The sequence below is a fragment of the Serratia sp. HRI genome, assembly GCF_010119335.3.
Lineage (GTDB): Bacteria > Pseudomonadota > Gammaproteobacteria > Enterobacterales > Enterobacteriaceae > Serratia > Serratia nevei.
This window is the reverse complement of the sequence record NZ_CP083690.1, coordinates 3966923-3989316: the sequence shown is the minus strand read 5'-3', so window position 1 is coordinate 3989316 and position 22394 is coordinate 3966923. Positions and strand designations below refer to the sequence as shown.

General features: G+C 61.2%; 21 protein-coding genes. 4 read left to right on the top strand and 17 right to left on the bottom strand.

The window, feature by feature from the left end; genetic code table 11:
* The first annotated feature begins 161 nt into the window (after positions 1 to 161).
* Positions 162 to 1538 carry an exodeoxyribonuclease VII large subunit gene (xseA, locus tag GF111_RS19110; RefSeq protein WP_147191273.1) on the top strand — a complete coding sequence of 459 codons (1377 nt, stop codon included), beginning with the start codon at positions 162 to 164 and terminating at the stop codon, positions 1536 to 1538.
* A 3-nt stretch (positions 1539 to 1541) separates the two neighbouring features.
* Here the strand turns inward: xseA and GF111_RS19105 are convergent, their stop codons facing one another.
* Entirely contained in the window at positions 1542 to 3908 is a 2367-nt protein-coding gene (locus tag GF111_RS19105; RefSeq protein WP_047730080.1) for a TIM-barrel domain-containing protein, read from the bottom strand.
* 11 nt (positions 3909 to 3919) lie between these two features.
* Positions 3920 to 5230 (bottom strand): MFS transporter, encoded by a 1311-nt coding sequence (locus GF111_RS19100; protein WP_060435395.1) that lies wholly within the window; start codon positions 5228 to 5230, stop codon positions 3920 to 3922.
* A 359-nt stretch (positions 5231 to 5589) separates the two neighbouring features.
* Here GF111_RS19100 and GF111_RS19095 point away from each other — a divergent pair, with 359 nt between their 5' ends.
* From GF111_RS19095 to GF111_RS19085, 3 genes are all read left to right on the top strand, one after another.
* Positions 5590 to 6672, top strand: coding sequence for a LacI family DNA-binding transcriptional regulator (locus GF111_RS19095; RefSeq protein ID WP_147191272.1), 1083 nt, complete (start codon positions 5590 to 5592; stop codon positions 6670 to 6672).
* Between the two features lie 62 nt (positions 6673 to 6734).
* Positions 6735 to 7760, top strand: a complete 1026-nt coding sequence (locus GF111_RS19090) for a M4 family metallopeptidase (protein ID WP_148940287.1) — start codon at positions 6735 to 6737, stop codon at positions 7758 to 7760.
* Positions 7760 to 8101, top strand: coding sequence for a protealysin inhibitor emfourin (locus tag GF111_RS19085; protein ID WP_033635587.1), 342 nt, complete (start codon positions 7760 to 7762; stop codon positions 8099 to 8101). Before GF111_RS19090 ends, GF111_RS19085 begins: the two co-directional genes overlap by 1 nt.
* A 4-nt stretch (positions 8102 to 8105) precedes the next feature.
* On the opposite strand, the gene GF111_RS19080 is transcribed toward GF111_RS19085, so the two are convergent.
* The 15 genes from GF111_RS19080 to fdx all read right to left on the bottom strand — a co-directional run bounded on the left by GF111_RS19080 (position 8106) and on the right by fdx (position 22393).
* Positions 8106 to 8327 carry a zinc ribbon domain-containing protein gene (locus GF111_RS19080; RefSeq protein ID WP_047730076.1) on the bottom strand — a complete coding sequence of 74 codons (222 nt, stop codon included), beginning with the start codon at positions 8325 to 8327 and terminating at the stop codon, positions 8106 to 8108.
* Between the two features lie 12 nt (positions 8328 to 8339).
* Positions 8340 to 9296 carry an AEC family transporter gene (locus GF111_RS19075; protein ID WP_047730075.1) on the bottom strand — a complete coding sequence of 319 codons (957 nt, stop codon included), beginning with the start codon at positions 9294 to 9296 and terminating at the stop codon, positions 8340 to 8342.
* A gap of 99 nt (positions 9297 to 9395) precedes the next feature.
* Entirely contained in the window at positions 9396 to 10886 is a 1491-nt protein-coding gene (gene der / locus GF111_RS19070) for a ribosome biogenesis GTPase Der (RefSeq protein ID WP_019452357.1), read from the bottom strand.
* Between the two features lie 255 nt (positions 10887 to 11141).
* Complete coding sequence (gene bamB, locus GF111_RS19065; RefSeq protein ID WP_038874541.1) at positions 11142 to 12323, bottom strand: outer membrane protein assembly factor BamB; 1182 nt, start codon at positions 12321 to 12323, stop codon at positions 11142 to 11144.
* 11 nt (positions 12324 to 12334) lie between these two features.
* On the bottom strand, positions 12335 to 12955 hold the full coding sequence (locus GF111_RS19060) for a YfgM family protein (RefSeq protein ID WP_033635592.1): 621 nt from the start codon (positions 12953 to 12955) through the stop codon (positions 12335 to 12337).
* Between the two features lie 13 nt (positions 12956 to 12968).
* Positions 12969 to 14243 (bottom strand): histidine--tRNA ligase, encoded by a 1275-nt coding sequence (hisS, locus tag GF111_RS19055; RefSeq protein WP_025159556.1) that lies wholly within the window; start codon positions 14241 to 14243, stop codon positions 12969 to 12971.
* A gap of 139 nt (positions 14244 to 14382) precedes the next feature.
* Positions 14383 to 15504 (bottom strand): flavodoxin-dependent (E)-4-hydroxy-3-methylbut-2-enyl-diphosphate synthase, encoded by a 1122-nt coding sequence (ispG, locus tag GF111_RS19050; protein WP_016929756.1) that lies wholly within the window; start codon positions 15502 to 15504, stop codon positions 14383 to 14385.
* Between the two features lie 47 nt (positions 15505 to 15551).
* Positions 15552 to 16526 carry a cytoskeleton protein RodZ gene (gene rodZ, locus GF111_RS19045; RefSeq protein WP_038874539.1) on the bottom strand — a complete coding sequence of 325 codons (975 nt, stop codon included), beginning with the start codon at positions 16524 to 16526 and terminating at the stop codon, positions 15552 to 15554.
* Positions 16516 to 17265 (bottom strand): type IV pilus biogenesis/stability protein PilW, encoded by a 750-nt coding sequence (pilW, locus tag GF111_RS19040; RefSeq protein WP_147191214.1) that lies wholly within the window; start codon positions 17263 to 17265, stop codon positions 16516 to 16518. Before pilW ends, rodZ begins: the two co-directional genes overlap by 11 nt.
* 98 nt (positions 17266 to 17363) lie before the next feature.
* Entirely contained in the window at positions 17364 to 18560 is a 1197-nt protein-coding gene (locus GF111_RS19035; protein WP_004941426.1) for a bifunctional tRNA (adenosine(37)-C2)-methyltransferase TrmG/ribosomal RNA large subunit methyltransferase RlmN, read from the bottom strand.
* Between the two features lie 237 nt (positions 18561 to 18797).
* Positions 18798 to 19223, bottom strand: a complete 426-nt coding sequence (ndk, locus tag GF111_RS19030; protein WP_004941424.1) for a nucleoside-diphosphate kinase — start codon at positions 19221 to 19223, stop codon at positions 18798 to 18800.
* A 162-nt stretch (positions 19224 to 19385) separates the two neighbouring features.
* Complete coding sequence (sseB, locus tag GF111_RS19025) at positions 19386 to 20216, bottom strand: enhanced serine sensitivity protein SseB (protein WP_060433967.1); 831 nt, start codon at positions 20214 to 20216, stop codon at positions 19386 to 19388.
* A gap of 89 nt (positions 20217 to 20305) precedes the next feature.
* Positions 20306 to 21601 (bottom strand): aminopeptidase PepB, encoded by a 1296-nt coding sequence (gene pepB / locus GF111_RS19020; RefSeq protein ID WP_038874535.1) that lies wholly within the window; start codon positions 21599 to 21601, stop codon positions 20306 to 20308.
* A gap of 223 nt (positions 21602 to 21824) precedes the next feature.
* A complete protein-coding gene (gene iscX, locus GF111_RS19015; RefSeq protein WP_006327336.1) occupies positions 21825 to 22025 on the bottom strand; it encodes a Fe-S cluster assembly protein IscX in 201 nt (66 codons plus the stop codon).
* Between the two features lie 32 nt (positions 22026 to 22057).
* Positions 22058 to 22393 carry an ISC system 2Fe-2S type ferredoxin gene (fdx, locus tag GF111_RS19010; protein ID WP_004941417.1) on the bottom strand — a complete coding sequence of 112 codons (336 nt, stop codon included), beginning with the start codon at positions 22391 to 22393 and terminating at the stop codon, positions 22058 to 22060.
* Position 22394: the final 1 nt, after the last annotated feature.

Genomic DNA, 22394 nt, shown 5'->3' with positions numbered 1-22394 from the left:
CTCACCAGGGTGGGCTGTGAAAAAGATAAAATATTGCCGCGGCATTATACAGAGCGGAATCGGTTGCCTCCAGCACTTTCTTACAAAAAGTCTTGATTACCTTTTTCAGCCATGTAGTATCGACCAATTAAGTGATTGTTTTGAAATTTGATCTGGGTCACATGTCGCTACCTGTTTCGCCTTCCATTTTTACCGTAAGCCGCCTCAATCAGACGGTTCGCCAACTGCTGGAAATGGAAATGGGGCAGATTTGGCTCTCCGCCGAGATCTCCAACCTCTCCCAGCCCGCCTCCGGCCACTGGTATTTCACGCTGAAAGACGACCGCGCCCAGGTGCGCTGCGCGATGTTCCGCAACAGCAACCGCCGCGTCACCTTCCGGCCGCAAAACGGCCAGCAGGTCCTGGTGCGCGCCAGCATCACGCTGTATGAACCGCGCGGCGACTACCAGCTGATCGCCGAGAGCATGCAGCCCGCCGGCGACGGCCTGCTGCAGCAACAGTTCGAGCAGTTGAAACAGCGCCTGAGCGCCGAAGGGCTGTTCGATCAACAATTCAAGCAGCCGCTGCCCTCTCCGGCCAAACGCGTCGGGGTGATCACCTCCGCCAGCGGCGCGGCGCTGCACGATATTCTGCAGGTATTGCAGCGGCGCGATCCGTCGCTGCCGATCGTCATCTACCCCACCTCGGTGCAGGGCGCGGAAGCGCCGATGCAGATCGTGCGCGCCATCGAGACCGCCAACCGCCGCGACGAATGCGACGTGCTGATCGTCGGCCGCGGCGGCGGTTCGTTGGAGGATCTGTGGAGCTTCAACGACGAACGCGTGGCGCGGGCGATCTTCGCCAGCCGCATTCCGATCGTCAGCGCCGTCGGCCATGAAACCGACGTCACCATCGCCGATTTCGTCGCCGATCTGCGCGCGCCGACCCCTTCCGCCGCCGCCGAACTGGTCAGCCGCAATCAGCTTGAGCTGTTGCGCCAGCTGCAATCGCAGCAGCAGCGGCTGGAGATGGCGATGGATTACTACCTGGCACAGCGCCAGCAGCAGTTCACCCGCATTCACCACCGTTTACAGCAGCAGCATCCGCATCTGCGCCTGGCGCGCCAGCAGACGCTGCTGTTCAAGCTGCAGCGCCGGATGGAAGACGGCATGCAGCAACAGCTGCGCCTGGCCGCCCGCCGCAGTGAACGCGCCCAGCAGCGGCTGGCGCAGGTGCAGCCGCAGGGCCGCATTCACCGCTACCAACAGCGCGTACAGCAGCAGGAATACCGCCTGCAGCAGGCGATGGAGCGGCAGCTCAACGCCTACCGCCAGCGCTTCGGCGTGGCCTGCAGCCAGCTGGAGACCGTCAGCCCGCTGGCGACGCTGGCGCGCGGCTACAGCGTGACGCAAACCCCGCGCGGCGAGCTGCTGAAAACCACCAAACAGGCGCAGGTCGGCGAACTGCTGAAAACCCGCCTGCAGGATGGCTGGGTGGAAAGCGAGGTGAAAACCATCACCGTCGCCAAAAAGCCGCGCAAGAAACGCGCGGCCGAGTAACCCCTACTCCAGCGTAAAACGCTCGCCCGGTTCGCCGTTCACCCACAGTACGCGCGTTTCGCCTTCCGGCAGGCTGAGCGTCAGCGTGCGCCAGGCCGGGCGGAAACGCCCTTCCGTCGTGATATCCAGCATGATGCGCTGATTGTCGCAGCGCATTTCCCAGCGCAGCCACAGCGCATCGCCCTGCCGCCAGCCGTCGCTTTCACCGTCGTCCTCAAACAGCAGCCCGCTGCTTGCGCCGCAGCCCTTGAGCGGAAACAGCCGCAGCTCGCGCCGATCGTCGGCGGCCACGTCCACATGCGCCAGCCGCTGCGACAGCGGCAGCGCCGCCCCGGCGCGCACCAGCAGCGGCAGGCGCTCCAGCGGCGCCGCCAGCGTCACCGTTTGGCCGCCGCCGAACCATTGGCCGCTGTAGAAGCAGTACCAACCTTCGCCGTTGTCCGGCAGATACACCGAACGCCGGCGCTGCCCCGGTTCCACCACGCTGGCCACCAGCAGATCGCGGCCGATCAGAAAATCGTCGTTCTCGCCGAAGGTGCGCGCATCCTGTTCATGATCGAGGAAGGTCGGGCGCAGCATCGGTTCATCGTCGGCGCAGGCCTGCCACAACAGGGTGTAGAAATACGGCAGCAGCCGGTAACGCAGGTTGATCGCCTCGCGCACCGCCGGGGTGGCGGCCGGGTACATCCAGGGCTCGTTGACCGTGGCGTCGTCGTTCCAGGAATGAATGGTGAAACGCGGATGCATCACGCCGTTTTGCACCCAGCGCACCAGCAGCTCCGCATCCGGTTTGTCGCCGGAGAAGCCGCCGACGTCGTGGCCGAGGTTATACAGCCCGGACAGGCTCATGCCCAGCCCCATGCGGATGTTGTAGCGCAGCGTCTGCCAGCTGGTGCGGTTGTCGCCGCTCCAGGTCTGCACATAGCGCTGCATGCCGGCGCAGCCGGAGCGCGAGATCAGGTACGGGCGCTTCTGCGGCGCGAAGCGCTGCTGGGCCTCCATCGAGGCCCGCATCATCAGCAGTGGCATCACCGGGCGGATGTGCTTGATGGCGATCGGCCGCCCGAAGCCGTGGCAGCGCGCTTCGCCGTCCCACACTTCGTACTCGTTGTTGTCGTTCCAGGTCGAGTCGATGCCCATCTCCAGCAGCTGCTGCGTGACGCCCTGCTGCCACCAGCGCACCGCCGCCGGGTTGGTGAAGTCGAGGTGCGATCCCTCGTCGTCCCAGAAGCTGGAGCGCTCGGGCGCGTCACTTTGCGAATCGCGGATAAACAGCCCCTGCGCCGCCACCGCCTGATACTGCGGGTGATCCTGCAGCAGACACGGTTTGATGTTGGCCGCCAGCCTGAGGCCGGCGTCGTGAAACGCCTGGCTCAATTGCTTGGGCTGCGGCACCTTGTCGTAGTTCCAGTTGAACACGTAGCGCTTGTTGTTGATTGAGGTGTAGCCCGACGACAGCTGGAAGGAGTCGCAGGGGATGGCGTGTTGGCGGCACAGCGCGATGAACTGCTGCAGCTGCTGCTGGGCGTCCGGCGCGTCGGTGTAGTGCATGGTCGAGCCGCTGTAGCCGAGGCTCCACTTCGGCCCGAAGTGGGTGCGGCCGGTCAGGCGCACGAAGGCCTTGGTGACGTCCACTACCTTCGGCCCGAGGAACAGGTAGTAATCCAGATCGCCCGCTTCGGCCTGATAGCGGCGATAGGCCGTATGGTAGTTGTCGATCTCGTTGCCCAGATCCAGCCAGCAGCTGCTCAGGTTGTCGTAGAACAGGCCGAAGCTCGCCTCCGGCCCACGGGTGATGGTAAACGGAATGTGTTTGTACAGCGGATCGGTGCTGGCGGCGTTGTAACCCATGGCGTCCAGGTTACGCATCTCGAAGCGGCGGCCGGTGCGCTCCAGATCGCCGGCTTTCTCCCCCAGGCCGTAATAACGCTCATCGGCGAAACGGCGCTGGTAGTGCGCCACGCCGTCGCCGTGCGCATTGAGCAGGTAGGCGCTGGTCGGCCGATCCGCCGCCAAGGGCCGCCACTCGCCGGCGGCGTTACAATACTCCCACGCCAACCACAGCGGCTGATGCACCGTTACGCGCAGCCGCGGCGTGCTGACCACCAGCCGCTCGCCCTCCTGGCGCAGCTGATAGCCCGGCAGGCTGAAGCCGGCGACGCTGAGCCGATCGCGCCCCTCCCAGGGCACATCCTCCTGCGGCGCGATGCTCCAGGTGCGATCCAGCGCCAGCTCGCCCTCACGTTTGATCAGCACGCGGAACAGATCGTTTTCCAGCACGTACAGGCAGAAACGGTGGCGTTCATCGACCAGCAGCTCAACGTGGTCGGCATGCTGCGCCGCCAGCGTCCAGTTTTTCAAGGTTTTCATAAGCATTCCACTTAGCTGTGTGAAGGTGTTTTCTTACCGCCGCGTTCGGCGATCAGGGCAATCAGGAACAGGGCGCCGATCAGGTCAAAGAAACCCATGGCGATGAACAGCGGGTTGAAGCCGACGGTGTCGGATACCGCGCCGATCAGCAGCGTGAACAGGAAGCTGGCGATCCAGGCGCTGGAGCCGCGCATGCCGTTGACCGTCGCCATCTGGTTTTTATCGAACGATTCCACCACCAAGGCGCTGAGCATGCAGGAGATCACCTGGTGGCCGAAGCCGCCGATCGAGATCAGCGCGATCGCCACATAGGGATCTTGGGTGATCGCCACGAACGCCAGCGACACCATCAGGAAAGCGCCGGTCACCGAGCTGGCGACCACCGAGTTGACGCGGCTGCAGCCGAACCATTTGCGGTACAGGGTGGTGAGATAGCCGCTGGCGACGCTGCCGATATCCGCCGCCAGGAACGGTAACCAGGCGAACATCGCAATCTGTTTCAGATCCATGCCGCGTTCGGTAGCCAGGTACAGCGGCACCCAGAAGCTGAAGACCGCCCAGGCCGGTTCGGCGAGAAAGGCCGGGATGGCGATGCCGTAGAACTTCTTGTTCTTGCACAGGCTGGCCAGCGAGGTGAGGAACGGCAGCTTCGGCAGCACCGGCTCGTTGTCTTCGCGGATCAGATCCAGCTCTTGCTGGCTGAGGTTCGGGTGCTGCTGCGGCGAGTGGTAGAACAGCCACCACAGCACCACCCAAATCAGCGCCAGCCCGCCGGAGAACAGGAATGCGCCCTGCCAGCCGAAGGAGACGTGAGCGATAACGATGATCGGCGGCGCCAGCATGGCGCCGATGGAGAAACCGACGCCCGCCCAGCCGGCGGCGATCGGCCGCTCCCGCTTCGGGAACCAGTCGGAGATCGCCTTGGCGTTGGCCGGGGTGGCCGCCGCCTCCGCGCCCCCCATGAAGAAACGCAGAATGGCCAGTTGCAGCCAGCTGCCGGCGCCGGCGTGCAGCATGCATACCACAGCCCAAATGCCGGCGCAGACCAGAAAGCCCATCTTCAGGCCGATAACGTCGATCAGCCAGCCGCAGATCGGCTGAAACACCGTGTAGGCCAGCTGGAATGACGCCACCACCCAGGCATATTGCTCGGTGCTCATGTTCAGGCTGGTTTTCAGCTCCGGCGCCAAAATGCCCAGCGAGTTGCGGGTGATGTAGTTGACCGTGACGCCCAGCAAGAACAGCGCCAGCATCCACCAGCGCAGCGATTTGAACTTGCGCCTGCCGCTCTGCGCGACCGCCTGATTGATCTCCACACTCATCGGTTCTCTCCCCGCGGCCGCCGGCGACGGCGACGCGCGTTTTGGTAGGGTACGTTGTGCTATCAAACTCGGGACGGTGAAAACGGGTCGGCGCCGTAGCATTGGCCGACAGACAATCACAACCCCATGATTTATTTTTTGTTTTCTTTTTCGTACACCGATAAAATTGGACTGACAGGTCGCTAGAATTGGTGTACCAATGCAGACTACTCAGCGAGAGCGCGTAGCGAAACGGGGTTTTTTGCAAAGATTTTCACAGACGGGTGAAAAAATAGTCATAATGGGCATGAAAGCCTGTCAAGACGCTGAAAATCCGCGGTGAAAATATTCTCATGGACGAATTTGAAGGAGATCACAGAATGAACGGAAAGCTGAAAATTCAGGAGATCGCTCGCCAAACCGGGTTGTCGATCAGCACCGTTTCCCGCGTACTGGCGGGCAAGGCCAACACCAGCGCCGAAGCGCGCCGCAAGGTGCTGGACTGTGCGCAGCAAAACGGCATTCTGCAGGGTATTTCCAGCGGCCGGCTGATGCTGAACAACGTGATGGTGTTCGCGCCGCAGCGCGCGTTCGACGTACGCACCGACATCTTCTACTACAAGGTCATTCAGGGTATCGCCGCCGCGCTGATGGAGCACGAGGTGCGCATCCGCTACTGCGGGTTGGAAGAGCAGCACAGCGACGGCGCGCTGTTTCTGGAAAAGATGAGCGACCCGCACACCGAAGCGGCGCTGATCATCGGCATCGACGACGAACACATCCACACCCTGGCCGCCGATCTGCACAAGCCCTGCGTGCTGATCAACTGCAGCGATCGGCAAATGCGGCTGGACAGCGTCTCACCGGATCATCAGCTGATCGGCGACTATTCCGCCAGCTACCTGTTTCAGCAGGGGCACAGCCATATCCTCAATCTGCAGTGTCTGCGCCGCCACACCATGGAGCTGCGGCTGGCGGGCATCCGGCAGGCCTACGCCCGGCATCATTTGCCGTTCGACGACGGCCGCCATCTGGTCACCACCTCCGGCTTCGGCAGTGAAGAGGCCGAGCAGGCGCTGACCACCTATCTCGATGGCCTCCACGGCCACTCCCCGCTGCCGACGGCGATCCTGGCCGGCGGCGACTACATGGCGGTCGGGGCGGTCAAGGCGCTCAACAAGCGGGGACTGAGCGTGCCGGGCGACGTCTCGGTGATGAGCATCGACGGCTTCAACCTGGCGGAAATCCACGATGTGCCGCTAACCTCGGTGCAGGTTCCGCGCGATGAGCTGGGCTACGAGGCGATCCAACTGCTGCAGCGGCGCATGCTGCGCGCCGACGCGCCGCCGTGCAATCTGCTGCTGCACGGCCGGCTGGCGGTGCGCGCCTCGGTGCGGCGTATCAGCCCGCACAAGACCGCGCCGGCGGTGAGCACGCATGACCACAGGCTTTATGACGAGTAGGCTACACTTAGGCACAGTGCATTCATTCGATGAGGTAAAATTTTTGCCTAAGGAGAGCCACTATGCCAGCCCAGCGCATGCGTTCCGTCATTCCTCCCTACATGCTGCGCCGCATCATTGAACACGGCAACGCCCCGCAGCGCGACTGCGCGCTGCACACGCTGAACCACGTGCAAAGCCTGCTCGGCAACAAGCCGCTGCGTTCGCCGACCGAGAAAAACGCCCGAGCCGGTGAAGCGCTCCGCGATATCTACGACGCCCAGAACGGCACCCAGCTGCCCGGCAAACAGGTGCGCAAAGAAGGCCAGCCCAGCAACCACGACGTGGCGGTGGACGAAGCCTACGACTACCTCGGCGTCACCTACGATTTCTTCTGGCAGGCCTACCGCCGCAACTCACTGGATAACCAGGGGCTGCCGCTGGTCGGCAGCGTACATTACGGCAAGGAGTACCAAAACGCCTTCTGGAACGGCCAGCAGATGGTGTTCGGCGACGGCGACGGCGAAATCTTCAACCGTTTCACCATCGCCATCGACGTGGTCGGCCACGAGCTGGCGCACGGCGTGACCGAGAGCGAAGCCGGGCTGATCTACTACCAGCAGTCCGGGGCGCTCAACGAGTCGCTGTCCGACGTATTCGGCTCGTTGGTCAAGCAGTTCCACCTGCAGCAAACCGCCGATAAAGCCGACTGGCTGATCGGCGCCGGGCTGCTCGCCAAGGGCATCAAAGGCAAAGGGCTACGCTCGATGTCGGCACCCGGCACCGCCTACGACGATCCGCTGCTGGGCAAAGACCCGCAGCCCGCCAACATGAAAGATTATATCCAGACCAAGGAAGACAACGGCGGCGTGCATCTCAACTCTGGTATCCCCAACCGCGCCTTCTATCTGGCGGCGACGGCGCTGGGCGGCTTCGCCTGGGAGAAAGCCGGCTACGTCTGGTATGACACGGTGTGCGACAAAGCGCTGCCGCAAAACGCCGACTTCGCCACCTTCGCCCGCACCACGGTGAAACATGCGCTAGCGCGTTTCGACCAGAGCGTGGCGGACAAGGTGCAGCAAGCCTGGCATCAGGTGGGGGTGGAATAATGAAACCGCTGCCGACGCTCAATCAGGATACGGTCATTGAGCTGGCGCGCGAGGGAGGCTTCGCCTACATTCCCAAACTGGCGGGCCAGCGCCGCATCGCGCTGGCCGATATCACGCCGGAGCAGCGGCAGCGCCTGAATCAGTTGCTGAACCAGACGCTGCCCTATGCGCAGGAAGAAGGCCAGCCCACCTCCCCCGGCTGCGGCGACCAGCGCTACTACCGCGTGCAAATCAACTACACCAGCCCCACCCTGAGCACTGAGATCGTGCTGTTAATCCCGGAAAGCAGCGCACCGCAGGCGCTGGTGGATCTGTGGAAAACCGGCCAGGTGGATGAGTGAGGGCTTACAGCGGCTGATAGCTGAAATTCACCCGTTTTTTGGAGATCAGCCCGTGCCCGTTCTGGCACAGGTAATCCACCGCCCCGCAGGCTTTCAATTCTTGCAGCGGCTGCCCGCACTCCGGGCAGCTCGCCAGCTGCCGATAATCGTGCTGACAGGCTTCACAATGGTAGTGACCCGCTACCCACTTCATGGTCTGACGGCATTGCGGACAGTGCGCTTCCATAACGACTCCAGGTTAAATCGCGCCCCATGAGCGCAAAAAATAGATCCCCAACGCGGTGGTGAAGAACGAACCGACGGTGGTGATGGCGATAATGTTGGCCGCCAGCGTGGCGTTGCCGCCCATGGCACGCGTCATCACATAGCTGCCCGAAGCGGTCGGCGTGGCGGAAAACAGGAAGATAATGCCCAGCGCCGCCCCCTGAAACCCGCACAGCCAGCCGGCCAGCGTCATCAGGCACGGCACCAGAAACAGCTTGGCCGCCGACGACAGCGCCGCCACGTTGGACGAGCGGAACATGGCGCGAAAATCCAGGCTGGCGCCGGTGCACAGCAGCGCCAGCGGCAGCGACAGCGCGGAGATATAGCTGCCGGTCTGGCGGATCACGGTCGGGATGCCCAGCCCGGTTTGCGCATACAGCAACCCGCACACCAGGCCGATGATCAGCGGGTTGGTAACGATGCTGCGCAGCAGCGACAGGTGGCTGATTTTCTTGCCCTGCCCGCCCTGCAGGCTGCGCGTCAGAGTAATCACCGACAGCACGTTGAACAGGATCACCGTCACCGTCAGGTACAGCGAGGCGAGCGCAATCCCTTCGCTGCCATAGGCGGTCATGGCGTAGGCCAGGCCGACGATGGCGGTATTGGCACGGAAACCGCCCTGCACGAACACCCCGCGCTCACGCGGTTCTTTCACCAGCCACTTGGCCGCCAGCTCCAAGAGCAGGAAGGTCGCCAGCGTGCCGACCGCGCCGAACAGCACCAGCGGCAGGTTGCCGAGCAGCTGCGGGTGGTTGGTGGCGATGCTGAAAAACAGCAGGCACGGCAGCGCCAGATTGAACACCAGGCGGGTCGCGCCGTCGACAAAGCGGTCATCCATCAGGCGCCAATGGCGCAGCAGGATCCCCAGCAGCATCATCAACAGATTCGGTACGGTGACGTTGAACGCAAAACTCCAGGTTTCCCAGGACATGGTGTTCCTTCAGGCAGGCGAGGTAATCTTCAGATAATAAAACGATTTCGGGCCAATAAAAAAGGGGCGCGGCATCGCTGCCGCGCCCCTCATGAGCGATTACTTGCTCTTTTTCAGGTGGCTCATCAGGCGCTTGCGCTTGCGCATCTGGGTCGGCGTCAGCAGGTTGCGTTTGCCGGCGAACGGGTTGTCCCCCTCTTTGAACTGGATGCGGATCGGCGTCCCCATCACGTTCAGCGAGCGGCGGAAGTAGTTCATCAGGTAGCGTTTGTACGAATCGGCCAGATCGCTGACCTGGTTGCCGTGGATCACCACGATCGGCGGGTTGTAACCGCCGGCGTGGGCATATTTCAGCTTCACGCGGCGGCCGCGCACCAACGGCGGCTGGTGATCGTCAACCGCCATCTGCATGATTTTGGTCAGCATCGAGGTGTTTACGCGACGGGTTGCGCACTCGTAGGCTTCCTGTACCGATTCGAACAGGTTGCCGACGCCGCTGCCGTGCAGCGCGGAAATGAAGTGCACGCGCGCGAAGTCGACGAAGCCCAGACGCAGGTCGAGCATCTCTTTCACGTGCTCGCGATCTTCTTCACTCATGCCGTCCCACTTGTTGACCGCAATCACCAGTGAGCGCCCACTATTGAGGATAAAGCCGAGCAGCGAAAGATCCTGATCGGAGATGCCTTCACGCGCGTCGATCACCAGCAGCACGACGTTGGCGTCTTCAATCGCCTGCAGGGTTTTGATCACCGAGAACTTCTCGACGGTTTCAGTCACCTTGCCGCGTTTACGCACCCCGGCGGTGTCGATCAGCACATATTCGCGTTCGTCGCGCACCATCGGAATGTAGATGCTGTCGCGGGTGGTGCCCGGCATGTCGTACACCACCACGCGCTCCTCGCCGAGGATACGGTTAGTGAGCGTAGACTTACCGACGTTCGGGCGACCGACGATCGCCAGCTTGATCGGCAGATCCTGCGGGTTGAACTCTTCTTCCGGCTCTTCGTCTTCTTCGCCTTCCAGCGTTTCGCCGTTTTGCTCGGCCCAGTAAGCGGCGTTGGCCTCTTCCTCGGTCAGCTCGACGTCTTCCGGTTTTTCCGGCACGAACGGCACCAGCACGTGTTCGATCAGCTGGGTCACGCCGCGGCCGTGGGAAGCGGCGATAGCGAACACTTCACCCAGGCCGAGCGAGTAGAAATCGGCGGTGGCGGTATCCGGATCCAGCCCGTCGGTCTTGTTGGCCACCAGGAAGGTCGCCTTCTGGCGGCTGCGCAGGTGTTGGGCGATGCCCTGATCCGCCGGCATCAGGCCGGCGCGGGCGTCGACCATGAACAGCACGATGTCCGCTTCTTCGATCGCCAGCAGCGACTGACCGGCCATGCGCGTTTCAACGCCGTCTTCGGTGCCGTCGATACCGCCGGTATCGACGATGATGAATTCATTGCCTTCGATTTCAGCACGACCATACTTGCGGTCACGCGTCAGCCCCGGGAAATCCGCCACCAGCGCATCACGCGTATGGGTTAAACGGTTGAACAAGGTGGATTTACCCACATTCGGGCGCCCGACCAGCGCGACGACAGGTATCATTGTTGAAGCCTCATTACTTAATAATCAATGCGTTACTGCACTGTGGATAGACACCAGCGGTGCAGCTTATAAAATACGAAACGGCCCCTGAACATTCAGGAGCCGTTTTCCCCTTCATCTTTCGCGCCACAGCGACCTTGTCTGCGCACCTTCGCCTCGGTCACTTAGTTCACTAAGCTCCCGAGGGCTAATGCGCTTGCCGCCTGGCTGCAACCCGAAATCTTTCGGGCGCAAGAAGGGTCACGACGAGCGGCGTTAGCGGGTGAAAGCGTAAACTTTCCCGCCGCGAGCCTGGATGACCAGCTTGTCGCCGGCCACCATCGGCGCAGACAGGAAGCCGGAGCTGTCCACTTCCTGCTGGGCGACAAAACGGCCATCGGTGGTGTTGATCCAGTGCAGATAGCCTTCGGCGTCACCGGTCACCAGATAACCATTATACATCACCGGCGGCGTCAGGTTGCGGTGCAGCAGATCGCTCTGCGTCCATACGGTCACGCCGCCTTCGGTGCTGAGCGCGACTACGCGATCGTTCTGGTCGATCAGGTAGATGCGGCCCGCGTCGACGATGAAATCGTTCACCGAACCCAGCTCGCGTTTCCAGATAATCTGGCCGGAACGCAGATCCAGCGCCGTCAGGTTGCCGTTGTAACCCAGCGCGTAGACCACGCCATCAACGATCACAGGCGTGGTATCCACGTCGTTCAGGCGATCGATTTCGGTTGCGCCGCTCGGCTGGGAAATGCGCTGTTGCCAGATAATCTGGCCCTGCTGCATCAACACGGCGCTGACGCGGCCGTTGTCACCGCCGACGATGGCGGCGCCAAAGGCGACGGCCGGCGCGGATTCACCGCGCAGCGACAGCGAAGGCATGTCCAGGTTAACCGTCCACTTCACCGCGCCATCGGCTTCGTTCAGCGCCTGCAGCATGCCGTTGGAGGTGTGCACCAACACCATGCCGTCGCTGACAACCGGACGGGAGATCGCTTCACCGGCCACTTTGGTCTGCCAGGCGATGGCACCGTCGGCGGTGTTCAATGCGTAAACCACCGCTTTTTCGCTGCCGACGTAAACCTTGTCACCCGCGACCGTCAGGCCGCCCGACAGCAGCGCAGACAGGTTGCTGGAGAAGAAGCCGGTCTTCTCTGAGAGATTGACCTTCCACTTCTCGTTGCCGCTGTCGGCGTCCATCGCTTTCACGATGCCGAAGCGATCGGCGGCGTAAATGGTGCTGTCCTGATAGGCCGGACGCAGGTGGGAGTAATACTCACCGATACCGTCGCCCACCGAGGTGCTCCACGCCTTGTTCGGCGTAAACTGATTTTCAACTTTCGGCAACGGCGACATGGTAACCACGTCTTCTTCGCTGTTAAACAGCGAGCAACCACTCAGCAAGGCAGCGGAAACCAGTCCGACCAAGAGTGTTTTACGCAATTGCATGGGAATTCCCCTTAGCTGGACAAGTTATTCAATTTCATGCGCAGCAGAACCTGCAGCGCCTGAGAAGCGTTGGACTCAATGCCTTTGCTGTAAGCTTCGCGCGCGCCCTTGGCGTCGCCCTTGGCCAGCAGCACATCGCCGCGCACATCCTGCATCATCGCCGCCCAGCCTTCGCCTTTCACGCCATCCAGCGTTTTCAGCGCTTCATCCAGCTTTTTCTCCTGCAGCTGGACGCGCGCCAGACGCAGATCGATCATCGCCAACAGGTTGTCGTCTTTGGTCTGGCCCTGCGCCAGCGCCAGTTGTTGTTCCGCCTTGGCGAAATCATTCTGTTCGACAAAGTGCTTGGCCAACTGCAGCGCGGCCAATACGCCGTAGCTGTTGCCGTTAGCCTGGACAAATTTCTCCGCGGCAGCCACGTCATCCGGCTTGCCGGCCGCCAGACGATCGCTGGCTTCCTGATAGGATTGCGACGCAGCCATCATGTTGGAGTTTTCATGGCTCTGCCAGTAACGCCAGCCAACCAGGGCACCAATTCCGAGCACCACGCCCACCGCCAGCGCTTTGCCGTTCTCGGCAAAGAACCGACGCAGTGCGTCGACTTGTTCGTTTTCAGTGGTATAGACTTCCACGGTGTCCTTCTCCTTAACCTAACATCAAAGCCAGACGCGCAGCGACTTCGCTTTGCGCCAGCGTTTCTTGTTCACCACTGCGCAGGTCTTTCACCACCACCTGCTGCGCCGCCACTTCGCTCTCACCCAGGATCAGCGCGATGCGCGCGCCCCATTTGTCCGCACGGGTGATCTGCTTCTTGAAGTTGCCGCCGCCGTAATTGGTCATCAGCTTCAGCTGCGGCGCCGCATCGCGCACCTGTTCAGCCAGCTGCATCGCCGCGCTCTGGGTGCCCGCGCCGGAAGAGATGACGTACACGTCGATAGCCGACGGCGCCTTGAATTCCGGGTTAACCGCCTGCACCAGCAACACCAGGCGCTCGAGGCCCATGGCGAAACCGACCGCCGGGGTGGCACGGCCGCCCAATTGCTCGACCAGGCCGTCGTAACGGCCGCCCGCGCAGACGGTGCCCTGCGCGCCCAGGCTGGTGGTTACCCACTCAAACACGGTGCGGTTGTAGTAATCCAGACCGCGCACCAGGCGCTCGTTAACGGTATATGGGATACCTGCCTGCGCCAAAAGTTCACACAGACCGGCGAAGTGAGCACGGGATTCTTCGTCCAGGTACTCGGACAGGCGCGGCGCGTCGTTCAACAGCGCCTGCACCTCAGGATTCTTGGAGTCCAGCACGCGCAGCGGGTTGCTGTACATGCGGCGTTTGCAGTCTTCGTCCAGCACCTCGACGTGCTGCTCCAGGAACGCCACCAGCGCGTCGCGGTAGTTGGCGCGTGCCTCCAGCGAACCGATGGAGTTCAGTTCCAGCTTGACGTGCTCGGCGATGCCCAGCGCTTTCCACCAGCGGGCCGTCAGCAAGATCAGCTCGGCGTCGATGTCCGGGCCTTGCAGGCCGAACACTTCCGCACCCAGCTGATGGAACTGACGGTAGCGGCCCTTCTGCGGGCGCTCGTAGCGGAACATCGGGCCGATGTACCACAGACGCTGTTCCTGATTGTACAGCAGACCATGTTCGATGCCGGCGCGCACGCAGCCAGCCGTCCCTTCCGGACGCAGCGTCAGGCTTTCGCCGTTGCGGTCTTCGAAGGTATACATCTCTTTTTCCACGACGTCGGTCACTTCGCCGATCGCGCGTTTGAATAACGGGGTCTGCTCTACAATCGGCAACCGGATTTCGCTGTAACCGTAGCTGCCCAGCACCTGCTTGAGGGTGCCTTCAATACGCTGCCATAATGCCGTTTCTTCCGGCAGGTAGTCGTTCATGCCGCGAATGGCTTGAATGTTCTTTGCCACGTGAGTTCTCTGTCCGTTGTCTGTAAAAATGAACCCGATTATAGGGACTTTGCCGCCCGGTATTCAACGCGGATGCGGTTTTCTGCCCTTCAGGTTCATAAACAAGCGGGCCAACAGGCCCGCCGCGTAGCGATAACGCTTATTTTTCCAGCAGGTTGACCGTGATGCGGTTGCTTTCGTCCATCATCGCGGCCTTGGCGCGAATTTTCGCTTCCAGCTGGTCGATCATCTGTTCGTTGTCGAAACGCTCTTTCTGGCGCACGCCGTCTTCATAGAAGCCGCTCTTCTTGTGGCCGCCGGTCACGCCCATGGTGGACACCAGCGCTTCGCCCGGGCCGTTCACCACGCAGCCGATGATCGAAACGTCCATCGGCGTGATGATGTCTTCCAGGCGCTGCTCCAGCGCGTTCACCGTGCCGATCACGTCGAACTCCTGACGCGAACAGGTCGGGCAGGCGATGAAGTTGATGCCGCGCGCGCGGATGCGCAGCGACTTCAGGATATCGAAACCGACCTTCACTTCTTCGACCGGATCCGCCGCCAGCGAGATGCGCAGGGTGTCGCCGATGCCTTCAGACAGCAGCATGCCCAGGCCGATGGCCGATTTGACCGACCCGCTGCGTGCGCCGCCGGCTTCGGTGATGCCCAGATGCAACGGCTGATCGATGCGCGAGGCCAGCAGGCGGTAAGATTGCACCGCCAGGAACACGTCCGACGCCTTGACGCTGACCTTGAACTGGTCGAAGTTGAGGCGATCGAGGATGTCCACGTGGCGCATGGCAGATTCCAGCAGCGCTTCCGGCGTCGGTTCGCCGTACTTTTCCTGCAGATCTTTCTCCAGCGAGCCGCCGTTGACGCCGATGCGAATCGGGATGTTCTTGTCGCGGGCGCAGTCCACCACCGAGCGAATGCGCGATTCGTTACCGATGTTGCCCGGGTTGATGCGCAGGCAGTCTACGCCGTATTCGGCAACCTGCAGCGCGATGCGATAATCGAAATGGATATCGGCGACCAGCGGCACGTTGACCTGCTGCTTGATCAGCTTGAACGCCTCGGCGGCGTCCATGGTAGGAACCGAAACGCGGACGATGTCGACGCCCACGCGCTCCAGCGCTTTGATCTGATTAACCGTTGCTTCAACATCGGTGGTACGGGTGTTGGTCATCGACTGCACGGCAATCGGCGCGCCATCACCAATAGGCACCTTGCCGACGTAAATGCGTGTAGATTTTCGACGGTTGATGGGCGCTTGGTTATGCATTACTTACTCTCCATTGCTGCTCTGACATCACGACCGGGGCCGCGCGATTACTGCGCGGCGACGGTCAGGCGAGCAACACGGTTTGACTTAACGAACCGGCTTAAATCAACCGGTTTACCCTGATACTGGATCTGTACTGCCGCCGGCGCGCCGATGGTCAGTTTATACGGCGCGGTGCCGGCCAGGTTCAGCTTGCCGCCCTTCTTCTGGGTGCCGCTGAACAGCGTTTTACCACTCGCGTCGCTCACCTGCAGCCAGCAGTCGGCGGAGAAGTCCATTACCAGCGCATTTGGATCGGCTGCGGGCGCAGCCACGCCCGCATCGGCGGTCGGCAGCGGCGCTTGTGCCGCCGGGGTGGTTTCCGGCAGGGTAGTCTGGCTTGGCGACACCACGGCAGGCTGCTGCTGAGCCGTGCCCGGCACCTGAGCGGTAGCCGCCGGTGCCTGAGCCGCTGCGCCGGCATCGGCCGGCGCAGCGCTGTTGTCGGTCAACGGCACGTTGGTGCCGGCGTCGGCGTTGCCGTCGGTCAGCGGCACGGACTGCCCTTCGTTATTCTGTGAAAGCTGCGCGGAGGACTGATCGGCCATGGTGGCGATCTCTTCCTGCTGGGCCTTGTGGTTTTGCCACCACCAGGCGCCGGTCAGGCCGATCACCACGAACACGATAAGCCAGGTGAAGCTCATCAGCCAGCCGTCGCGTTTCTTGCGGCGCTTGCCCAGCGAGAAGCTTTGCATCGGCGCCACTTTCGCCATCTTCAACGGCGCCTGCTTGGCCAGCATCGGCAGCAGTTCGTCTTCCGGCAAATGCACCAGCTTGGCGTAGGAACGGATGTAGCCGCGCACGAAGGTGGACGCGAGGTCAGCAGACACGCTGTCTTCCTCGATATCGCGCACGGTGGACATTTTGAGACACAGGCGTTCTGCAACGGTCTGTTGGCTCAGCCCGAGTTGCTCACGGGCCTGACGCAGGCGCTGGCCCGTCGTCATGGATACGGTTTTATCTTGGGAGGCTTCAGTATTCATTAGCTAAGAACTGCTGGTACTGTTTGGATTGTGGAAAACTTCGCGCTAGCTGCTTGCCATAGCGTTGAACGCTATCCTGACGGCCGGCTAACGCGGCGAAACGAATCTGTAACCATAAGCTGCTGGCGCTGGCCGGCAGAACATGCTGATAAACATTCAATAAAAGTTGCGACTGGGCGCGCTTCCCTTCTCCAAATTGCTTTTCGGCCTCCGCCAACAGCGGAGTGCCTTTGTCCGGATCGACCTTCAGCGCGCGGCTTAACAGCGTGCGCGCCTCATCGTTTTGTCCGGCCTTGAGAAAACAGTAACCTGCGTTTTCCAGGCTGTCGGCGACCTGGCCATAATCGGGCGCCAGCGCCGCAGCGCTAAACTGCTGTTGCGCCGGTACATACTGCCCTAAACCGCAAAGAAACGCACCGTAATTATTCAATACGGTGCCATTGCCTGGCGCAAGTTTGAGCGCTTGTCGATAACGTTGTTCGGCTGCGGCATTTTCACCGATCCGCTGCTCATAGAGCGCCATGCCCAACTGCGTGCGGTAATCCTGCGGGGCCGCGTCCAGCGCCTTTTCCAGGTTCTGGCGCGCGGCGTCCATGTCGCCTTGCTGCAGGTACTCCAGGCCCAGTTGCAACCGCGTCTGGCCCGCCTCAGAGACTTGTGCTTCCTTTTCCGGCGCTGAACCGGAACACCCGGCCAACAACCCGGCCGCCAGCCACACACCCCACAGTTTCAGCTTCATGCCCGCATTCATTTCCTTATCGGCCGTCAGCTAACGCCCACCAGCGACATGCTTGCGCATAACAGGCTGTTAGATAACAAAAAATGGTGTTATAGGATTCAGACCGCCCGTACGTTGATAGGTTCCCCAGCCATTTTCTTCTTCAGGGTACGCTTGGTACGGTCGATCACTTCACCCGCCAGTTGCCCGCAGGCGGCGTCGATATCGTCACCACGGGTTTTACGAACAATAGTCGTAAAGCCGTATTCCATCAACACCTTGGAGAAACGATCCACCCGGCTGTTGGAGCTGCGGCCGTAGGGGGCGCCCGGGAACGGGTTCCATGGGATCAGGTTGATCTTGCACGGCGTGTCTTTCAGCACTTCCGCCAGTTGATGCGCATCGTCGGTGCTGTCGTTGATATGATCCAGCATCACGTACTCGACGGTCACGCGGCCCTGATTGGCGTTGGATTTCTCCAGATAGCGACGCACCGCGGACAGGAAGGTCTCGATGTTGTACTTGCGGTTGATCGGCACGATCTCATCGCGGATGGTGTCGTTCGGCGCGTGCAGCGAAATCGCCAGCGCCACGTCGATCATGTCGCCCAGCTTGTCCAGCGCCGGCACCACGCCGGAGGTAGACAGGGTCACGCGGCGTTTGGACAGGCCAAAACCGAAGTCGTCCAGCATGATTTCCATCGCCGGCACCACGTTGTTCAGGTTGAGCAGCGGCTCCCCCATCCCCATCATCACCACGTTGGTGATCGGACGTTGGCCGGTCACCTTCAGCGCGCCGATGATTTTCGCCGCGCGCCACACCTGGCCAATGATTTCCGACACGCGCAGGTTGCGGTTGAAGCCCTGCTGCGCCGTCGAACAGAATTTACACTCCAGCGCGCAGCCTACCTGCGAGGAGACGCACAGCGTCGCGCGGTCGGCTTCCGGGATGTACACGGTTTCGACCTGCTGATCGCCGACTTTAATCGCCCACTTGATGGTGCCGTCGGCCGAACGCTGTTCTTCCGCCACTTCCGGCGCGCGGATTTCCGCCACGCGCTGCAGCTTGCCGCGCAGGACTTTGTTGATGTCGGTCATCTGCTCGAAATCGTCACAGCAGTAGTGGTAAATCCACTTCATCACCTGATCGGCGCGGAACGGTTTCTCGCCCATTTCGGCGAAGAACTCGCGCATTTGCTGGCGGTTCAGGTCCAGCAGGTTGATTTTGGCCGCAGCCGGTTGCTCCACGTTAACGGAGGGGGTAGTCAGCGAATTATTTTCAGACACGGTGTGCTCGGACGTGATGGGTTCTAACATAATGATCTCTGGCCTCGTTATTACACGTTATGGCGCTAAAGAATGGACAGTAAGTTGTGCATTTCAGCCCGCATGGTTCGGGTGGCGGCACTAAAAACACGCCCCTGACAAGTCGTCTTATCAGGGGCGCGGCATTGTACAAATTTTAGTAGCGGGTGGCTACGGCTGAAAGGCATTCAGGGCATTTTTATTGTTTCAGCCGGTGAATGCCTGGTTATCAGCTAAGAAACGGCACGATTAACGTGCGCAGATTTCGCTTTCGTTGAAGAAGTAAGCGATTTCGCGCTGTGCGGATTCAACGGAGTCGGAACCGTGAACGGCGTTAGCGGTGAAGCTGTCCGCGTAGTCGGCACGCAGGGTGCCGGCCAGGGCGTTGTCCGGGTTGGTTGCGCCCATGATGTCACGGTTGCGCTGCACGGCGTTTTCAGATTCCAGAACCTGCACCATGATTGGGCCGGAGGTCATGAACTCAACCAGACCGTCGAAGAATGGACGGCCTTTGTGCTCAGCGTAGAAGCCTTCAGCTTGTTCGCGAGTCAGACGCAGCATTTTAGCGGCGATGATTTTGAAACCGGCGCGCTCGAAACGAGCATAGATAGCGCCGATGTCGTTGTTGGCTACAGCGTTTGGTTTAACGATGGAAAAGGTACGTTCTACGGTCATGATGGCCTCTGTATGACTTCCAAAACAGGCCGGTCTGCAATGTTGCCGGCCTTCTCAAGTGGCGCAGATTATATGTGCGCCGTTAACGCTTGCCTACGGGAAAATCAACATTTCATTAAAAAAATATGATCTTCATGGGCCATTTTCGACAACGTGGTGGCGCTACTGGGTCTTGTCGGTAGACGGGATCAAATTGCGCAGCCAGCTGCCCCAGCGGCGCTGATAAAACGGCTGCGTATGGGAGATCAGATAGTGGCTGATGCCGCGCTCCTTCTCCGACACCAGGCAGAAATCCACCGGTTCGTCGTTCGGCGCCGTTTCGCTGGCGACGCTGCCGGCCTCGTTGATCAACGCCTCGATCTCCGCCGGCTCGGCGTCCACTTCCAGCCCGATCAGCAAATTCGGCTTCTCATCCGCCGCCTGGTCGTGCATCAGCGCCAGAAACGCGCGGCGCACCGGCTTGCGCTGGCTGAACAGCGTGGTCAACGCATCCACCATCGCCGACGGATACTCTTCGGGCTGCCCCAGCAGGATTTGGGTCTCTTTGTCGACGTAATGCTCCACCGGTTTGACGACGCCGCCGGTCGCCAGCAGCATCGCCACCTCTTCCGGATAGAACTCCTTGCCGTACTCCGCCTTCGGGTTGAGGAACAGATCCGCGCCCTGGGTGATTTCGAACAGCACCCGCGCCGGCATGGCGATAAATGGCTGTTCGTCCTCAACGGCCTTCTGCAGCGCTTCCAGCGAGGTGAAGAACGGAATGATGCTGCCGCCGTCCTGCTTCTCCCAATGCTGGATATTGACCGGCGTATCCGCGTTCAGCACGATGTCGCCGTCCTGCTGCACCTGCTCGCTGTCGCCGAGGATCAGCACCGTGGCGTCGAGCAATTCACGGAAGAACGCCGGGCGGTGGGCCGGCTCCGTCACCGCCAGCTTCAGCAGGCGTTCAAGTTCGTTCTCGCTCGGGGCGGCATCGTGATGATGGGCACTCATGGCAAACTCCAGGGATCAAATAGCGAGGCCCAGCATGCTGGGCCCCGAAGATAATGCGCATTCTAGCGCCCGACGCGGCGGGCGTTCAATTATTTGGCTTTGCTCAGCAGCAGATTGGCCAGGGTACGCACGCCCAAACCGGTCGCGCCGGCCGACCACTGCTCCACCGCGCCTTTGCGGTAGGTGGCGGAACAGTCGATGTGCAGCCAGCCTTGCTGGTAATTCTTGACGAAGTGCGACAGGAAGGCCGCCGCGGTGCTGGCGCCGGCGGTGTAGGCCGGACCGGCCACGTTGTTCAGCTCGGCGAAGTTGGACGGCAGCTGGCTGCGGTGGAACTCGGCCAGCGGCAGACGCCAGAACGGCTCTTGCTCGGCGGCGGCGCTGCTCAGCAGCTCCTGCGCCAGCGCGTCGTCGAAGCTGAACAGCGCATGGTAGTCGTTGCCGACTGCGGTTTTGGCCGCGCCGGTCAGGGTGGCGCAGTCGATAATCAGCTGCGGGTTCTGCTCAGAAGCGTCGATCAGGCCGTCGGCCAGCACCAGGCGCCCTTCCGCATCGGTGTTCATCACCTCAACGGTTTTGCCGTTGCGGTAGCGAATGATGTCGCCCAGTTTGAAAGCGTTGCCGCTGACCATGTTGTCGGCGCAGCACAGGTACAGCTTCACGCGCTGCTTCAGGCCGCGCGCCGCCGCCAGCGCCAGGGCGCCGGTGATGGTGGCCGCACCGCCCATGTCAGCCTTCATCGAATCCATAAAGGCGCTCTGCTTCAGGCTATAACCGCCGGTATCGAAGGTGATGCCCTTGCCGACCAGGCAGGCAAACACCGGCGCGTCCGGGTTACCGGTCGGGTTGAAGTCGAGCGCCAGCAGCACCGGTGGGCGCTCGGAGCCGCGGCCGACGGTGTGGATGCCGGCATAGTTCTGCTCGCGCAGATCTTCGCCCTTGGTGATGCGGTAGCTGACGGCATCGCAGCCGACGTCGCACATCAGATCAACGGCGCGGGTCGCCAGCTGCTCTGGCCCCAGCTCTTCCGCTGGCATGTTGATGGTGTCGCGCACCCAGTCTACGATCTTCAGGCGCTTATCCAACTCCTGACGCGCGGCTTCCGGCAGTTCGGCCCATTCGACGTTGCGTTTCCCTTTCGGCCCGCGGTAACCCTGCCAAAACGCCCAGCTGTTTTCCAAGTCCCAACCGTCGCCGGCGAGTTTGACATTTTTGATGCCCTGACCGTCAATTTTGCGGCCCGCGCGCTGGATCGCGCCCAGCTTGTCGGCCCCGGTCAGGTGGATGGTCATCCCTTCGCCGTTGGTGCTCAGCAGCGCTTTCTCGCCCCAGCGGGCGTCGGCAGGTTGTTGCGACAGCGTGACCTGCATGAATTCTGTTGTCATAGCCTTCTTACTCCGGATGTTCCCTTTATTATTTCATTAGGGCTTTATTGCATACCCTATGGATTTCAAATTGCAGCTAGGCGCCCAGCGATCTCATCCCCAGGAGCTTACTCAGGTAAGTGACTGGGGTGTGATCGTGCAGGTAACAACGCTGCGGTTTGAAAGACGACGGGTATGTCGGATACAAAATAAACGGGCCGCCCATGGCAGCCCGTTACGCTATTTACTCCGCTTCATCTAACCAGACCAGCAGGATCGCTTCCAGTATTTTTTCGTTGGAAGCCTGCGGATCGTCGTCGAACTCTTCCAGATCGCAGATCCACTGATGCATGTCGGTAAAACGCACGGTTTTCGGATCGGTGTCCGGGTATTGGTCGTACAGGGCTTCGCCGATTTCTCGGCTGTCGGTCCACTTCAGTCCCATTATGATCTCCGGGTTGGCGCTGCGGCTAACAATTAATGCTCACGCGCGTGGTTGACGGTGTAGCGCGGCATTTCGACCACCAGATCTTCGTCGGCGACCAGCGCCTGGCAACTCAGACGGCTTTCCGGCTCCAGCCCCCACGCTTTGTCCAGCATGTCGTCTTCCAGCTCGCTGCTCTCTTCCAGCGAATCGAAGCCTTCACGCACGATGCAGTGGCAGGTGGTGCAGGCGCAGGATTTCTCGCAGGCGTGCTCGATTTCAATGCCGTTGCGCAGCGCAACGTTGAGGATCGACTCCCCTTTTTCGGCTTCCAGAACCGCCCCTTCCGGGCAAAGATCTTGATGGGGCAGGAAAACAATTTTAGGCATG

Coding starts and splice junctions, on each gene's coding strand:
- xseA (WP_147191273.1), top strand. CDS start 162: ATGTCGCTACCTGTTTCGCCTTCCATTTTTACCGTAAGCCGCCTCAAT.
- pepB (WP_038874535.1), bottom strand. CDS start 21,601: ATGACAACAGAATTCATGCAGGTCACGCTGTCGCAACAACCTGCCGAC.
- GF111_RS19105 (WP_047730080.1), bottom strand. CDS start 3,908: ATGAAAACCTTGAAAAACTGGACGCTGGCGGCGCAGCATGCCGACCAC.
- bamB (WP_038874541.1), bottom strand. CDS start 12,323: ATGCAATTGCGTAAAACACTCTTGGTCGGACTGGTTTCCGCTGCCTTG.
- pilW (WP_147191214.1), bottom strand. CDS start 17,265: ATGAAGCTGAAACTGTGGGGTGTGTGGCTGGCGGCCGGGTTGTTGGCC.
- fdx (WP_004941417.1), bottom strand. CDS start 22,393: ATGCCTAAAATTGTTTTCCTGCCCCATCAAGATCTTTGCCCGGAAGGG.
- GF111_RS19075 (WP_047730075.1), bottom strand. CDS start 9,296: ATGTCCTGGGAAACCTGGAGTTTTGCGTTCAACGTCACCGTACCGAAT.
- ispG (WP_016929756.1), bottom strand. CDS start 15,504: ATGCATAACCAAGCGCCCATCAACCGTCGAAAATCTACACGCATTTAC.
- ndk (WP_004941424.1), bottom strand. CDS start 19,223: ATGACCGTAGAACGTACCTTTTCCATCGTTAAACCAAACGCTGTAGCC.
- sseB (WP_060433967.1), bottom strand. CDS start 20,216: ATGAGTGCCCATCATCACGATGCCGCCCCGAGCGAGAACGAACTTGAA.
- der (WP_019452357.1), bottom strand. CDS start 10,886: ATGATACCTGTCGTCGCGCTGGTCGGGCGCCCGAATGTGGGTAAATCC.
- iscX (WP_006327336.1), bottom strand. CDS start 22,025: ATGGGACTGAAGTGGACCGACAGCCGAGAAATCGGCGAAGCCCTGTAC.
- GF111_RS19100 (WP_060435395.1), bottom strand. CDS start 5,230: ATGAGTGTGGAGATCAATCAGGCGGTCGCGCAGAGCGGCAGGCGCAAG.
- GF111_RS19095 (WP_147191272.1), top strand. CDS start 5,590: ATGAACGGAAAGCTGAAAATTCAGGAGATCGCTCGCCAAACCGGGTTG.
- GF111_RS19085 (WP_033635587.1), top strand. CDS start 7,760: ATGAAACCGCTGCCGACGCTCAATCAGGATACGGTCATTGAGCTGGCG.
- GF111_RS19035 (WP_004941426.1), bottom strand. CDS start 18,560: ATGTTAGAACCCATCACGTCCGAGCACACCGTGTCTGAAAATAATTCG.
- GF111_RS19080 (WP_047730076.1), bottom strand. CDS start 8,327: ATGGAAGCGCACTGTCCGCAATGCCGTCAGACCATGAAGTGGGTAGCG.
- rodZ (WP_038874539.1), bottom strand. CDS start 16,526: ATGAATACTGAAGCCTCCCAAGATAAAACCGTATCCATGACGACGGGC.
- GF111_RS19090 (WP_148940287.1), top strand. CDS start 6,735: ATGCCAGCCCAGCGCATGCGTTCCGTCATTCCTCCCTACATGCTGCGC.